This window comes from Streptomyces sp. Ru71, assembly GCF_002920535.1.
Classification (GTDB): Bacteria; Actinomycetota; Actinomycetes; order Streptomycetales; family Streptomycetaceae; genus Streptomyces.
Window position 1 is genome coordinate 1 of sequence record NZ_PQSS01000122.1, and the last position, 15,064, is coordinate 15,064.

General features: G+C 68.6%; 7 protein-coding genes, 1 pseudogene and 2 CRISPR repeat arrays. Of the genes and pseudogenes, 5 read left to right on the forward strand and 3 right to left on the reverse strand.

Going from position 1 to position 15,064, the window contains the following annotated elements:
* Positions 1-69 precede the first annotated feature (69 nt).
* Positions 70-707: direct repeats of the CRISPR family, unit length 29 nt; unit sequence GGGACCATCCCCGCGGATGCGGGGAGCAG.
* A gap of 769 nt (positions 708-1,476) precedes the next feature.
* From istB to C3489_RS36535, 3 genes and pseudogenes are all read right to left on the reverse strand, one after another.
* Positions 1,477-2,241: pseudogene (gene istB / locus C3489_RS36505) on the reverse strand (IS21-like element helper ATPase IstB); the annotation flags it as partial.
* Between the two features lie 3,783 nt (positions 2,242-6,024).
* A complete protein-coding gene (locus tag C3489_RS36525; protein ID WP_374936806.1) occupies positions 6,025-7,263 on the reverse strand; it encodes a hypothetical protein in 1,239 nt (412 codons plus the stop codon).
* Between the two features lie 5 nt (positions 7,264-7,268).
* Positions 7,269-8,966 (reverse strand): CRISPR-associated endonuclease Cas3'', encoded by a 1,698-nt coding sequence (locus C3489_RS36535; RefSeq protein WP_181139989.1) that lies wholly within the window; start codon positions 8,964-8,966, stop codon positions 7,269-7,271.
* A gap of 90 nt (positions 8,967-9,056) precedes the next feature.
* Between C3489_RS36535 and C3489_RS36540 the strand changes: the two genes are divergently transcribed.
* From C3489_RS36540 to C3489_RS36560, 5 genes are read left to right on the forward strand one after another with little or no spacing between them, the layout of a single operon-like run.
* Complete coding sequence (locus C3489_RS36540; RefSeq protein WP_103786447.1) at positions 9,057-10,580, forward strand: type I-E CRISPR-associated protein Cse1/CasA; 1,524 nt, start codon at positions 9,057-9,059, stop codon at positions 10,578-10,580.
* Positions 10,577-11,185 (forward strand): type I-E CRISPR-associated protein Cse2/CasB, encoded by a 609-nt coding sequence (casB, locus tag C3489_RS36545; protein WP_258055106.1) that lies wholly within the window; start codon positions 10,577-10,579, stop codon positions 11,183-11,185. Before C3489_RS36540 ends, casB begins: the two co-directional genes overlap by 4 nt.
* Positions 11,182-12,540, forward strand: a complete 1,359-nt coding sequence (locus C3489_RS36550) for a type I-E CRISPR-associated protein Cas7/Cse4/CasC (protein WP_258055107.1) — start codon at positions 11,182-11,184, stop codon at positions 12,538-12,540. Before casB ends, C3489_RS36550 begins: the two co-directional genes overlap by 4 nt.
* Positions 12,537-13,397 carry a type I-E CRISPR-associated protein Cas5/CasD gene (gene cas5e, locus C3489_RS36555; RefSeq protein WP_103786449.1) on the forward strand — a complete coding sequence of 287 codons (861 nt, stop codon included), beginning with the start codon at positions 12,537-12,539 and terminating at the stop codon, positions 13,395-13,397. Before C3489_RS36550 ends, cas5e begins: the two co-directional genes overlap by 4 nt.
* Positions 13,394-14,104, forward strand: a complete 711-nt coding sequence (locus tag C3489_RS36560) for a type I-E CRISPR-associated protein Cas6/Cse3/CasE (RefSeq protein ID WP_258055108.1) — start codon at positions 13,394-13,396, stop codon at positions 14,102-14,104. Before cas5e ends, C3489_RS36560 begins: the two co-directional genes overlap by 4 nt.
* A gap of 230 nt (positions 14,105-14,334) precedes the next feature.
* Positions 14,335-15,033: direct repeats of the CRISPR family, unit length 29 nt; unit sequence GTGCTCCCCGCACCCGCGGGGATGGTCCC.
* Positions 15,034-15,064: the final 31 nt, after the last annotated feature.

A 15,064-nucleotide genomic window follows, 5' to 3' on the forward strand; every position in this document is an offset into this window, starting at 1 on the left:
GAGGTAGCGGGGACCATCCCCGCGGATGCGGGGAGCAGCTGAGACCAGGACGACGGCATCCAACTGGGGGGGGCCATCCCTGCGGATGCGGGGAGCAGAAGCGCTCCAACCCCTCTCTGCGGTTTGGCGAGGGACCATCCCAGCGGATGCGGGGAGCAGGGTCCGTCGTTCACGCACAGGAAGCCCCGCCCGGGACCATCCCCGCGGATGCGGGGAGCAGAACTCGCGCTGGATGGCCCACGAGGCGGAGTTGGGACCATCCCCGCGGATGCAGGGAGCAGGTTCGAGCAGAGAGCGCCCCCAGGATCCGACTGGGACCATCCCTGCGGATGCGGGGAGCAGATCCGCTCCAGGTGGTCCTGGACCTCGCGGTCGGGACCATCCCCGCGGATGCGGGGAGCAGCTGCTTCTTTCCGTGTCCCTTGACCACAGCAGGGACCATCCCCGCGGATGCGGGGAGCAGTTCGCCTACCACGGCCTGGCCAAGGCCGGCTGGGGACCATCCCCGCGGATGCGGGGAGCAGTTTCGTTCCCACGAAAGAGCGGGGGCTGGGGAGGGACCATCCCCGCGGATGCGGGGAGCAGGCACTCGACGCACTGGCGCCGACCTTCGCGCCGGGACCATCCCCGCGGATGCGGGGAGCAGACCGAAGGGCAACCGGTGCCTCCACTGACGGCGGGACCATCCCCGCGGATGCGGGGAGCAGACTGTCCGACCTGTGCGTTTACTTTGGGGGCAGGCCGTCGTTCATGACTTTCACCGGGTCGGACATTACGCGCAAGTCCCATGTATTTGGAAGCCAGTGGTCAACTCGCAAGGCATCCTACGGCTCTCACCACACCTGCCAGCGACCGAACGCGAGCTTCACCTTCCATATCACCCCCCACGCGGGGAGCAGTGCGGCATCTTGAGCGGCTCGTGCCGGGGGCATCCCCTCATGCGCGGGGAGCAGTTCCGGGCCTGCGCCGACGAGGAGCGAGAGGAGGAACCATCCCCCGCATGCGCGAGGAGCAGCTGAGCCTCTTCGCCTGGGACTTCAGCCGCTGGGGACAATCCCGCATGCGCGGGGAGCAGCGCACGACCCATCCGGAGGCGCCGGCCACGTGCGGGCCATCCCTGCATGCGCGGGGAGCAGGGCATGTTCGTAGAGACGCGGGCCCGGTTCGGGGGACCATCCCCGCGGACGCGGGGGCCAGCGGGAGATGCGCCTCGCCTGGCTCCTGGAGGAGGGAGCACCCCCGCGCGCGGGGAGCAGGAGGCGAGTATCCGGTCGTGCAGCTTGGCCTGGGGACCATCCCCGCGTGTGCAGAAAGCAGTGTCGCGATCAGCGCTGCCATGCTCCGCTAGCGGGACCCATCCCGGCATGTGCGGAAAGCAGTTCGTTGCTCATCTCGTGATCTGCTGTCGGCGTCGCCTGAATCGTGACCCTCTGGCGGCGGGTGAAAAATGACCCCCACTGTGTCAGTTGATGTTGGTCATTCCCCGGTGTTGGCTGCGGGAACCCGTCCGAGGTCGCGGCCGCGCATGCGGTAGCTGTCGCCTTTTATCGAGATGACCTCGGCGTGGTGGACGAGGCGGTCGATCATCGCGGCGGCGACGGTGTCGTCGCCGAAGACCTCGCCCCAGCGGCCGAAGGGTTTGTTGCTGGTCACGATGACGGAGGCGCGTTCGTAGCGGCCCGAGATGAACTGGAAGAACAGGTTCGCTGCCTCGGGTTCGAAGGGGATGTAGCCGACCTCGTCCACGATGATCAGCGGGATCCGGCCGAGCCGGGTCAGTTCGTCCGTGAGGCGGCCGACCTGGTGGGCTTCGGCGAGGCGGGTGACCCACTGGGCGGCGGTGGCGAAGGCGACGCGGTGGCCGGCTTGGCAGGCCCGGATGCCCAGGCCGGTGGCCAGGTGGGTCTTGCCGGTGCCGGACGGGCCCAGGAAGATCACGTTCTCCTTGCCGGCGACGAAGTCGAGTGTCCCGAGGTGGGCGATGACCTCGCGTTTGACGGACCGCTGGTGGTCGAAGTCGAAGTCCTCCAATGACTTGCGGGCCGGGAACCGGGCCGCGCGGATACGGCATTCTGCGCCGTGCGCATCGCGGGCGGCGACCTCCCGCTGCAGACAGGCGGCCAGATACTCCTCATGACTCCAGCCCTCGTCGCGGGCCCGCTCGGCCAGCCGGGCGGCCGCATCCCGCAGGGCCGGTGCCTTCAGCGCCTTGGTGAGATAGACGAGTTCGGAGGAGACGTCCCGGCCGTTCGTGTCCTGGGACTATCCCCGCATGCGCGGGGAGCGGACTCGCTTACCTGCAGTTCTATCGCGCCGTCGTCTCCCTTCTCATCACCTTCATTGAACCCGGCATTCACGACAAGACGCCCCGACCTGGCGGCCCCGTCATCGGGGGATGAACTGAGTTGCCGCGCAAGTGGGCCAGCTCTGGCTGATGACCGGAGACCCAGGATTGGGCTCCTTACGGCTCCGTGCACCGGGACCCGGTGACCCGGTGTGGCCCTGGCGGAGGTCCGGACAACGGCGCCGCGCCAGCCGTAGGTGCCCCGGCGCGCGGGCTCACGGCGTGCTAGCTGCTGCGCAGTCAGGTGGGGACCATTCCCGCGTGCGCGGGGAGCAGGCCACCCGGACCCCCACGTCTCGCGGGATCGCGGAACCATCCCCGCGCGTGCGGGGGGCAGAACACGGCCTCGAGGTAGTGCACGTGCCACCCAGGGCCATCCCTGCGTGCGCGAGAAGCAGTGGATCGCCCGCGTCCTCAGCGTCGCCGGATAGGGGCCATCCCCGCGTGCGCGGGGAGCAGACGATCCCATTAGCCACCGAGTTTTCGGTGTTGGGAACATCCCCGCATGCGCGGGGAGCAGTTGGGGTTGCAGCGCATGAGCCGGCCGAACCCGGGGCCATCCCCGCGTGCGCGCGGGCGGGGAGCAGGTGACCAAGTCAGCGCCGCCTTGGTCGACGAGGCCATCCCCGCATGCGCGGGGAGTAGATCTTCGTGGACTCCGTCCCGAAGCCGAACAGGGGGCCATCCCCGCGTGCGTGGGGAGCAGCTGAGCAGGTAGTTCGCGGCGTCCTGGCACTCGGGACCATCTCCGCGTGCGCGGGGAGCAGGCGCCTACGTTCCGGAAGCAGTACTCAACCGGGGGACCATCTCCGCGTGTGCGGGGAGCAAGCCAGCCACGTCTGCAGCTGCTTGGCGTACTTGGGACTATCCCCGCGTGTGCGGGGAGCAGACCGGCAACACCAACACCAATCCTGAGCTGCGGGGACCATCCCCGCATCCGCAGGGAGCAGTAGTAGTCCGGGTACCAGGCGATCAGGTCACCGGGGCCATCCCCGCATCAGCGGGGAGCAGACTCGCTTACCTGCAGTTCTATCGTGCCGTCAGCTCCGTTCTCATCACTTTCACTGAACCCGGCATTCACGACAGGACACCCTGATCTACTCTTATTATCAGTGTGCTGCCGGAACCCCCTCCGCGACCGCCTGGCGCGACCTCGGTAGCGGCAGTCGGGCGCGGTCAGCCCGTTGATGACTAGGGAAGCCCCTCCAGATGGGGAGCAGAACCGAGGCGCCTGAAACGCGGTCGTCGGCGCGGGACCCCCCTGCTGGGCAGGGGAAGGCCACTCCGCCCAACAGCGAACGTGGCAGCGACGGGACGATCCCCGCGTGCGCGGGGAACACGCGGTGAGGATGTCGTAGGCCTTTTCCATCTTGGGACCATCCCCGCATGCGCGGGGAGCAGCCGGCGGGCCCGGTCCAGAACGTCCGGGCAGGGGCATGCGCGGGGAGCAGGGCTAGCGGGACGCCTCGGTGGGCTGGTCGTTGGGACCATCTCCGCGTGCGCGGGGAGCAGACCAGGTCCGGGTACAGGCCCCGGACAGCGGACGCCTGCACAGGCTACGGCTCGCGCCAGGACACGCGCCCGTCAGCCGGTCGTCAGTGCCAGCGGCGGCTGCTCTCGACGGCCGACGAGATCGTGCGTATTGACACGGGGTTATCTGGTGGTGGCTTTGACATCCCATTGCCAACGCGCTCCTGTCGGGCCGCCCTCACCCGCTGCGCCACCGCGATCCGCTCTTGGCGGACTCGTTCTCGGAGCCTCTGGGCCTGTCTGGCGGCCTTGGCGGCTTTCGTACGCTGCTTCTTCGCCACGCTTCAATCGTCGCCTGAAATCGGGAAGTTGAGTAGCCTCTCGACGTTGACCGTCGCGTACCGGACCGTTGGACCATCCCCGCGTGCGCGGGGAGCAGATACCCGAGCTGCGCGCCCGCATCCAGCGCGTGGGGCCATCCCCGCATGCGCGGGGAGGAGCCTCGCTTACCTGCAGTTCTATCGCGTCGTCGGCTCCTTTCGCACCACTTTCAATGGATCCGACATTCCAGACAAGACAGCACAATCCAGCGACCCGTCATCGAGGGTTGAGCTGGAGCTGCCGCGCAAGCGGGTCGGACAGTTGACCGACGACCGGAGACCAGGAGTGGACTCTGCGCGTCCCCGCTCACCGGGACCCTGTGCCCCTTGGCGGAGGTCTGGACGAAGGCGTCGCGTCAGCGGTAGGTACCCGGACATAAGGCTCACGGGGTGCTCAGTCGAAAAGACCCCGCCGGCGGCGGCCCAGGTCGACATCTGATGCCCCTTCCTCGCGGTCCCGGGAACCATCCCCGCATGCGCCGGGGGCAGATCTTGCCGAACCACCGGTTGTACTTCGAGTCGGGGCCATCCCCGCGTGCGAGGGGAGCAGGCGGCTTGGTCGAGGCGGGCGTCCATGGCGAGGGGACCATCCCCGCGCGCGGGGAGCAGGGCAGGTCGTGCACCGAGCCGTACTTCCGCAGTGGCGGGACCGTCCCCACGTGCGAAGGGAGCAGATACTCAAGAAGGCCGGGATCATCCTTCCCCAAGGATCATCCCCGCGGATGCGGGGAGTGTGCCACCGAACAGCATTGACGACCACAGGAGGGACCATCCCCCGCGTGCGCGGGGAGCAGGCGCCGGCGTTGCGGAACGTGTCCTCGACGGCTAAACCACCCCCGCATGCGCGGAGAGCAGGTGCTGCTGCAGACCCTCACGCCGACCACGCTGGGAGACCATCCCCGCAGGCGCGGGGAGCAGCCGATCTTAGGCCGGTTGTGACGGGTCGCCGGGGCTATCCCCGCGTACGCGAAGAGCAGCCGTTCGCGAACTGATTGACGCTCGCGAAGTCGGGACCATCCCCGCAGGGGCGGGGAGCAGGGCTTGCCAAGGCCGATGCGGTGCTCGTTCTCGGGACCATCCCCGTGTGCGCGGGGAGCAGGCTGCGGCGAGCGAAGCCGACGCCGAGCTCGGGGGACCACCCCCCGTGCACGGGGAGCACCTGATTGGCACGGTCACCCTGTCCGACAGGCAGGGACCATCCCCGCGTGGGCGGGGAGCAGGGGTCTCCGCCCCCGGCGTGGTTCGCACGGCCTGGGCCATCCCTGCAGGTGCAGGGAGCAGAAGTCCCTGAGGAAGGCGCTTATGGACGGCGGGGCCTTCGCCGCAGGTGCAGGGAGCAAAGAAGCGACGCACAGCCCATCACGTTATACGCCGGGCCATCCCCGCGTGCGCGGGGAGCAGCCCCATGCCATCCACATCGCGCGCACTCCGTTGGAAACATCTCGCATGCGCGGGAGCACGTGATGATGCCGCTGTCGGCGACTCTGTGGATGGGATCATCCCCGCATGCGCGGGTGGCAGACGGTGCGGTCCCCGGTGGTGACGCGCCCCATGGGACCATCCCCCCGCGTGCGCGGGGAGCAGTCGAGCCAGTTCAACAGACGGGGGAACATCGCGGGACCATCCCCGCGAGTGCGGGGAGCAGGCGACCAGGCCGAGAGTGCCCTTGCGGTAGACGGGACCATCCCCGCGCGCGGGGAGCAGTGCCCGGCCCAGCTTGGATAGCTTCGGCGGTGGACCGTCCCCGCGGGCGCGAGGAGCCGTCGCGGGGGGCTCCTGCCATGACGGAGAATGCCTTCCGCGTTCTGGCTGGCGCGGGGGTGGGGATGATCATAGGCGTTCCAGTCCGGTGGTGTGGTCGTAGCGGAGCTTGCCGACGGGACCGCTGAGACACGTGCCGACTGGCGATAGGAGGATGACTGGTTTGTTTCTCAATGCGGGCTGTGGGTGGTGGTGCCAGTCTGCGATCGGTTGCAGGCCGTCTCGGCCGTCCCACCAGCGTGCGGGGAGCGCGAGTGTGTTGGCGAGTAGGTCCTTTTGCTGGCGCCGGTAGGCGGTTACGTCGTGGCTTGGGGAGCGCTGTCCGAGGTCGGCCCTTTGCACGCCTTTGTGGTCGTAGGTGATCGTGCCGTTCGGCTGCTGGTACAGGATCAGGCAGTCGACGGAATCTTCCCCGAGGCGGGAGACGGCTGCGATACCGGTGACGCCGCCTTTGTCGCCGTCGCCCTGGTTGTTGCCGGAGGCGAGATCGTAGGTGGCTACGGGGGTACGGCGTCGGCGGGTGAAGGGTAGGAAAAGTCGGGCTTCGGCCTGGAGCGCCTCTTCGGCGAGGGCGTCGCGGTAGGCGCTACGGGTGCGGTCGAGGAGAGCTTGTACTGGCCCCGCGCCCTGGATGGCTTCGCCGTAGACGCTTTCCAATGCCCAGGCCGAATCACGTGGAGTCTGGAGCCGCACTATCCCGTCGGGGTCGCGGCGCTGTGCGAGGGTGTGCCAGCTGGCTGCCAGGACGTAAGGGGCGTAGACCAGGCCGTCGTAGGTGCCGGTGGGCTGTCCTGCCGTGAAGTCTGGGGGTTCCACGATCGGCAGGCCGCGTTGGCCGGGCTGCCAGAGCATGGTGAGGCGTGGCGTGCGGTACCAGGAGGCTCGGTACGGGTTGTTGACGGCGTGCCGGTGAATGCGGCCGCGGAACTGGACGGCTACGTCGATGGGGCACAGGTCTGTCACGCCGTGATCGAAGTCGAGGTCAAGCGACTGTTCGATCACGCCTGTCGCGAAGACCAGAAGGCGGCCGGGCCGGTCGGGGTTGCGTCGGCCTTTTGGGCCGGGCCCAAGGATGCCGGCGAGCCGTGTTTCCAGCTGCAGGCGGTGCCGCGGGAGCAGCATGCCGTGGAGGATGAGTATCTCGTCGGGCTGCCAGCCGCGTGTGCTCGCGAGTTGGAGTGCTCTTCGGTAGCGGGAGCGGCATGGGTCGACTCGGGTGCTGCGGACGACGATGCATCCGCCGTTGCGGGCCTGGTCGAGGATGTGGGCAACCAGGTCCGTGTCGCCGGGATCTTCGTTCAGTTGGATGTCGGTTAGGAGTTTTGGGGTGTGCTCATCGTGGGGGAGGGGCCGTCACGGCTGATCCGGCCGCTGTGGTCGACCACCATGATCGGTCCTTGGGTTCCGTCATCATGGCCGGTCGTTCCGAGGCCGCGCCGCCAGGCGCTGGTCAGCTCGTTACGGATGCTGCGGGGGAGGGTTGCCGATAGCACGACCAGGGAGGCGCCGCCCTCTGCCAGCCATTCGACTGCAGCGCTCAAGAGGTTCTGCTGGAAGAGTTCGTAGGCGTGTGCTTCGTCGATGATGACGACTTTGCACATGAGGGCTCCCAGGCGCAGGGCCCAGTGACGTGATCCTTGCGGGGCGAGGGCGATCTGGTCGACGGTGCCGACTCCGAAGCCTGCGACCAGTGCGAGGCAGCGTCGCAGGTACCACGGGTCAAGGACGGCTTGGCCGCTGTCGGTGCAGGTGGCGGTTTCTACGGTGCTGGACAGGTCGGTCAGCGGGTCACCGTGTGCCTGGTGTGCGTCGACCAGTTCGTGGACGAGGTCGGTTGCCTGGGCTGTGCCGTGTACGAGGGCCATGTCCCGTACTTCGCCTGGAGCCAGCACGGCGTGCAGGAATTTGCGTAGTTCGGTGGCGACCTGGTTGCCGGCTGCTCGGGTGGGCAGGGCCATGTACAGGCCGCTGTAGCCGCAGGTGCGTGCCAGATGGTGGGCCATCCAGAGGGCGAGTCTCGTTTTGCCGGAGCCGGTGTCCGATTCCACGACGATCATGGCCTGTCCTTCGGCCGGTGCGAGGCGCATGCCGTCGGCCTGGAAGGCGCGGGGAGAAGGGGTGTCGGGCCACATCTCTTCCCAGGTGACGGGCCTCGCCTGCCATCGGGTGAGGCGCCGGGCGCGAACCGCTTGGTCGGCCTCCCGTAGGGCGGCCTGCCACCAGTGGGCAACCGGGGTGGTGTGGACGCGGAAGTGGAAGAATTCCGTGTCGGAGGCGACCCAGTCCGCCAGGTACACCAGGTAGAGGAATGCGACTCGGGCGGATGGCCGGACCGGGTTGACTGCCTTCGCCACGGTGCCGAGGTCGAGTCCGACGGCGTCGGCCACTACTTGCACGATGGCCGCGTGGACATCCCCCCATTGCTTGATGGACGCAGCTCCGCGGGCTCGGTCGACGGTTTCCGGGTTGGGGATATGGCCGTGGTGGCCGCCGAGGAGCGCCCCGGCATCGTGCAGTCCTTCGTGGCGTGCGCTGCTGCCGCCGCATTCTGGGCAGAAGCAGCCGAGGAGTCGGGGGAGTGCTGCGGCGGTGATGTGCTCGTGCCGGGCGTAGTAAGCGTGGGCAAGGTCGTCACCGAGGGGGAGCCCAGCGGCGCGGGCCTGCTCCTCCCAGGTCTTCGCGTGCGCCTTCAGATGGGATTTTCCGGGGCCGTGCTGCCACTGTCCGAGGAAGCAGTCTGAAGCCTTGCCGAGGTCGTGGAGGGCTGCGAGCAGCATCACAACTTGCCGGGCCGTCCTCTCGTTTCCGGCGCCGAACGCTTCGGTGAGCCGCTGGCGGATGTGCGGAGGAAGGTGCCGGTCCCACAGGACGCCTGCGGTGGCGGCGACGTCCAGGAGGTGAGCGAGCAGTGGGGTCCAGGCCGGGCCTCCGCGCCGGGTGCTGTCGCCGTTCTGGTCGGTCTTTCCCCACGCCAGTACCACGGACCGGAGCAACTGTTCAAAACGGTGCACCTTCAACTCCTCGCGCTGCTAGCGTCGTTGACCCCGCACACCACTTCGATCCAACGATGCACACGACGATATACATCTGAAGGAGGTGACGTGGTTCCGTACTGGGATCCCCGCACCCAACCTTGCCTTGCGGCACTGACAACGGCCGGTCTCCCCAGCCGTCTCGGGCTCATCGAGGCGTTCGAGAAGGCCGACGTCCACCGGGGCGTGGGCGGACGCCATCCTGGCGAGACCCTCGCCATACTGGAGCTGCTCAGGGCCGTCGCGTATGCGGCCGACGTCTATCCGGAAACCAGCAGCGAGTGGCGGACCTGGGTCACCGGGCGGAGGCCGCTCACCGACGTCGCGGACTGGCTCAGGCAGCAGCCCGAGGAGCAGTGGAATTTCTTCCACCCGGTCCGGCCGCTGTTCCAGAACGCGCTGCTGGCTCCTTTCATGGACGAACACGGTGTGGGAACCTCGCAGATCGTCATGCACCACGTCGGCGACTACGTGCAGCTGTTCGACCGGCACCACCTTCACCACGGTGAGCCCCTCGCCGCGGCCGACGCCTTCATGGCAGTCATCACCCAGCATGTCTGCGGTAACGGCGGCCGCGGCATGATCCCCGGCAATCTCCTCGGCGCCGCTCTGAACAACCAGGCCATGTGCCGTGCCGGCACGCGCGTCCACGTCACCGCCCTCGGCCCAACCCTCGGTGACACCCTCCGCCTGAACCTGCACCCTCACGACGGTGAGCCCGGTACCTTCAACTACAGCTGGACCGACCGTCCGCGCCGTTCCTTCGTGGCCAAGCCCACCGCCCGTACCCCCGATGGGCCGGCAGACCTGCACAGCATTCTGGGCCGGTCCATCCTCACCCGCCCGGCTCGTCAGCCCGACGGCAGCTGGGGAGTCGACCGTGTCCTCATGGGCGCCGGTGACATCGTGGACCTCACCCACGCCAGCGCCCTACAGGACGCCGTGATCGAGAAGAACGCCCCGCTCAAAGCGTCCGCCGCGCGGGCCCTGTGGCGGGAAGCCCACTCCCTGTATGCGGCCACCGCCCGCCGTGAGAAGGGCATGGACCTGTACGGGCGCCTCGCCCTGCTGCCCGAAGGGCACCGCGTCACCCTGTGGACCGTCGGCCTCCTTGCCAAGCCCGGCAAGCTCATCGCCTGGGTCAACGATGCCTTCCCCTACATCCCGGGCCGCGAGAGCGCCCTGCGCCAGGCATCCGAAGAAGGCTGCGCCATCGCCGAGTACGTGGCGGCAGCTCTGGACGATGCCGCCTACGCCGCCTGGCGCGTCGCCTACCCCAACCCCAAACCGTCCGACAAACAAGGCCAGCTGGCCCGTTTCAAAGCCGCCGGTGAACACTTCGCGGCGACCGAACCCCTCTTCCACGAGCTCCTGGACGAGACCGCCGAAGGCACCCCCGTGCCCGAAGCACTGACTGCCTACGCCGCCCAGGTCCGTTCGAACGCCGAAAGGTTCCTCACCGACCGGCTCCGCTCCCTGCCGCCGAGCAGCCGGGGATACCAGGCCTACACCGAGGCCCGCGAAAAGCTCACAGAGGTCCTCAACAACCCCCGCAAGGCGCCCATCTACCTGCGAATGGAACAGCCCGTATGACCCTGCCCCTCTTCGACATCCCCCATCCCAGCCCTCCGCCCGACGCAGAGGCAGCACCACCCGCGACCATGGAAGCGGCGACCGCACCGGTCCAGTACGTCGCCTGGCTCGGTAGCCTCGTCCACACCCACCAGTACGGCAAACTGGCCGACCTTCGCCGGCCGCCGACCGCCGACAGCCCCACCCACTACGAAGCCCGCGCCTTCGCCCCCACCGAAGAGCACCGGGCCCTCTACCGCCAGGTCGGCTTCCTCTTCGCCCGCTACCATGCCGGCCGGGTCAAGCCGCACTACGGCTACGGCAACATGGGCCGCGCGATCCGCTCCATCGGCTACGACGGAGCCCGAGGGCCCGCCAACCCTGGCGCTGAACGCCTGATGATGCGCATTCTCCCAGCCCGCCAGATCCCATGGCGCCACCTCCAGCACGCCATCGAACGTATCCGGGCCGGCGAGACCACGCCCCCCTCCTGGGCCGAACTCATCACCGACCTCACCCACTGGACCGACCGCGGGCGCCCCACCCCCCAAGCATGGGGCGACGCCTTCTACGGCCGCGGCCGCACCTCCAGCCCTACCGCCCGCACGAACGGAGCCACCAAGTGACCACCTCCAAGCCCCAGTACCTCTCTCTGCACGTCCTGGAAACCTTCGCCGCCGCCCTCCCCGTCCGCGACGAGAACGGCCAGCCGAAGGCGTTCGTCTACGGCAGCGCCGAACGAACCGCCATCTCCGCCCAAGCCCGCCGCCGCGCCGAACGCACCCACTCGCGCCGCCGAGCCAACCAGGGCGAAGGCCCCCTCGCCTCCTACAGCAGCGGCCGGCGCACCCGCGAATGGGCCCTGTTCACCCGAGACGCCCTCATCAAGAACCATGACTGGGACGCCGACCAGGCCATCTACGCGGCCAAGGCCGCCCTCGAAGGACTTGGACTGAAGTTCGGAGAGAAGGACTCCACCGCCCTGCTCACCAAGGTCCTCATCTACGCCCCCGAGGACGCCGGCGACCGGATCGCCCAGCACATCAACACCAACGCCGACGCCTTCACCACATGGCTGAGCCAGTACACGGCCGCCAAGGCTGAAGCCGCAGCGAAGGAGGAGGCCAAGAAAAACGCGAAGAAGAACGCCCGGAAGAAGACCACCGGGGCCGACGCCGAAGAACCGGCCGAACCCGTTGTCAAGGACAGCAAGGAGGAGGAGGTGAAGGTCCCTCCGTTGCCCAAGGACCTGCGCACCGGCATCCTCACCGCATTTGCCCCCCGCGATGCCATCGACATCACCGTCTTCGGCCGTTTCCTCGCCGAGGTTGCCGAACTGCGCACCGTGGACGGCGCCGCCCAGCACTCCTGGGCCTTCACCATCGCCCCTGCCGAGCACATCGACGACTTCTACGCCGCCGCCGACGACGCGAAGCTCGAGCGCCGAGACAACGCCCTCGACTTCCTCGATGCTGCCGACAACGCCGGCGCGGGCATGACCGGCTACCAGTCCCTCATCTCCGGCACCTTCTACCGCCACGCCGCCCTCGACCGGCACAAGCTCCGCGTCAACCTGCAGGCGTCCGGCATGACGCAGGAGGAAGCTGAGACCGCCGCGCAAGCCGCCGAGGCGGAGTTCGTGCACGCCTTCGCGGACGCCGTCCCCCGCGCCAAGGCCAACAGCACCGCCTCCACCGGCACCCTGCCCAACCTCGTCCTGGCCCACGAAGGCGCCCGACCCTACTTCTACGCCGCCGCCTTCCAGCGTCACATCGACGAGACCTCCGACGGGCCTGCCGCCCTCGCTGGCGCCAAGAGGCTCCTCGACCACCACCGCCTCATCATCACCAAGCGCTCCGATGCCACCCCCGGGCGGCTCCTCACCTACGACCTCGACATCCAGGAACTGATCGACCAGCTCGCCGCGGACGGCAAGCTTCCCGCCGCAGAAGCCACGACCCTGGAGCAGCTGACCGCATGAACACCACTACTCCCCGCGCAAGCAGGGAAGCGGCCACGCTTCTCATCCGCCTCGTCGCGCCCCTCCAGTCCTGGGGAGCATCCGGGGCATTCGAACGCCGGGCCACCGACATGCGGCCCACCAAATCAGCCGTCATCGGCCTGATCGCCGCCGCCCTCGGCTACGACCGCGAAGACCCCCTCGGCCCCCTCACCGAACTCCGCTACGGCGTGCGCGCAGACAGCCCCGGCACCCCCTACCGCGACTTCCACGTAGCTGGCGGCGGACCCTACCCCCTGCGCCCCCGCGACCTCATCACCGACCACCGCCGCGCCGCGAAAGCCACCTCACTGGAAGACGCCACCGGCCCACACTTCGGCCACCACCACGTCGACGGCTGGTACGGGGCGCCCAAATACATCGAACCCGACCCCGACACCGGCCACCTCATCACCGCAGCCAAAGCCGTCCTGCGCAACCCCGCCGTCAGCGAACGCTGGTACCTCGCCAACGCAGCATTCGTCGCCGCCGTCGAACACCACGACACTTCCCTCCTCGACACCATCTCCCACCACCTCGAACACCCCCGCCGACTCCTCTGGCTCGGCCGCAAGTCCTGCCCACCCACGGGCGACCTCTCCGGCGGCGTCCACCCCGGCACCCTCGAACACGTCCTCACCCACACCCCCCTCCTCCCCGAAGCCACCGCCGAACGCCCCTGGGCCTGGTTCGACGCGCCTCCCGGCACACCCCGAGCCGTGCCCACCGACGACCAGCCCGTCACCTTCCACCCCGACCACCGCACCCACGCCACCCGCTGGGAAACCCGCACCCGCATCACCCCCAGCCCGACCATCGAATGGACTCCCACCCCGTGAGCACACCCACGCGCTTCGTCGCCACCCAAAGTGTCCTCACCCTCGACACCCGCCACCCCGACGTCATCCGCGCCATGACCGACGTCCACGACATGCACCGCCTCGTCATGAGCGGCTACCGGGGCTGGGTACCCGAGGGCGAAGACGACGCCCGCGCACAGATGGGTGTGCTCTCCGCCTGGACCGTCAACCTGCGAACCCAGACCCTCACCCTCATCACCCAGGCCCGCGTCACCCCCGACTGGACACCCGTCCCGCGCGCCGCCCTCCTGGAAGCCCCTCACTTGATCAAGGTCGACCAAGCCATCAAAGCCGGCGACACCTTCACCTTCCGCGCCTTCATCAACCCCATCCGGGCAGTCAAGCCCACCGCCGGTCTGCAGAAGGGGCAACGCGGACGCCGTACAGCGAGCAATTCCCCGCACCAGGCGACGGAATGGTTCACGCAGAGACTGCAGCCCCAGGGCGAACCCGCCACCGGGCCGAACGGCATCAAGCGGATCGGAGCCGACGCCGATCCCGCACGCATCTCCACCACGATGCTGCCGCCACTCGTCTCAACAGTGAAGAAGGGCCTGAAAGTCGTCCGAGCCGAAATCCGCGGACAACTCACAGTCACCGACCCGACCACCTTCACCAGCACCCTCACCGAAGGACTCGGTAAAGCCCGATCCTACGGAGTTGGCCTGCTCCTCGTACGCAAGTAACATCCCACCGGCCGGACTCCCCGATTCCGGCCGGACCTGACACATTCTCCGCGCCAGCGGAGATCGGCCAGATGCACACGAAGACATCGACCGATTCCCCGCGCAGGCAGGGACTTCCACCCAACCACATCCCTCCCACGGGAGCGGTGTGCCGTTCATGCTCTCTGCTTGGTTACTGCCTAAACCTCCTGGCATCGTCCCGTCGTCAGTACCCCGGCCGGCTACGCCTCGTACTCCCCGCACCCGTGGGGATGGTCCCGCGTACAACTCGATGGGATGCAACGGCCCGCTGTGCTCCCCGCACCCGCGGGGATGGTCCCACCGCGTCGGCGATCATGCTGTGCGCGTCGGCGTGCTCCCCGCACCCGCCGGGATGGTCCCGTCACCGTGCCGCAGATCCGCTCGCGCCGGGAGTGCTCCCCGCACCCGCGGGGATGGTCCCTGGACCGGCGAACGCACCGAGACCGGCTACGAGTGCTCCCCGCACCCGCGGGCATGGTCCCACGGTGTCGGCAACGGTATGTGGCTGGGGCAGGTGCTCCCCGCACCTGCGGGGATGGTCCCACCTTCGAGCACACGGTGGACGACCGCACCTCGTGCTCCCCGCACCCGCGGGGATGGTCCCAGCTCCGGCTGGCTCTTGAAGAAGGCGTAGCTGTGCTCCCCGCACCCGCGGGGATGGTCCCGATCGACGGCACCCGTCGTTGAAGTTGACGCTGTGCTCCCCGCACCCGCGGCGATGGTCCCCACATCAGCATGGCCACGCTCAAGAAGCTGAAGTGCTCCCCGCACCCGCGGGGATGGTCCCATGCCGTGCGCCTGGGCGTGCGCGAGGAGCTCGTGCTCCCCGCACCAGCGGGGATGGTCCCCGCTCAGCGGCCGCCGAGGCCCTGCGTGCGGGTGCTCCCCGCACCCGCGGGGATGGTCCCGTCGCCATGTCGAACGTCGGATCCGGCTTCC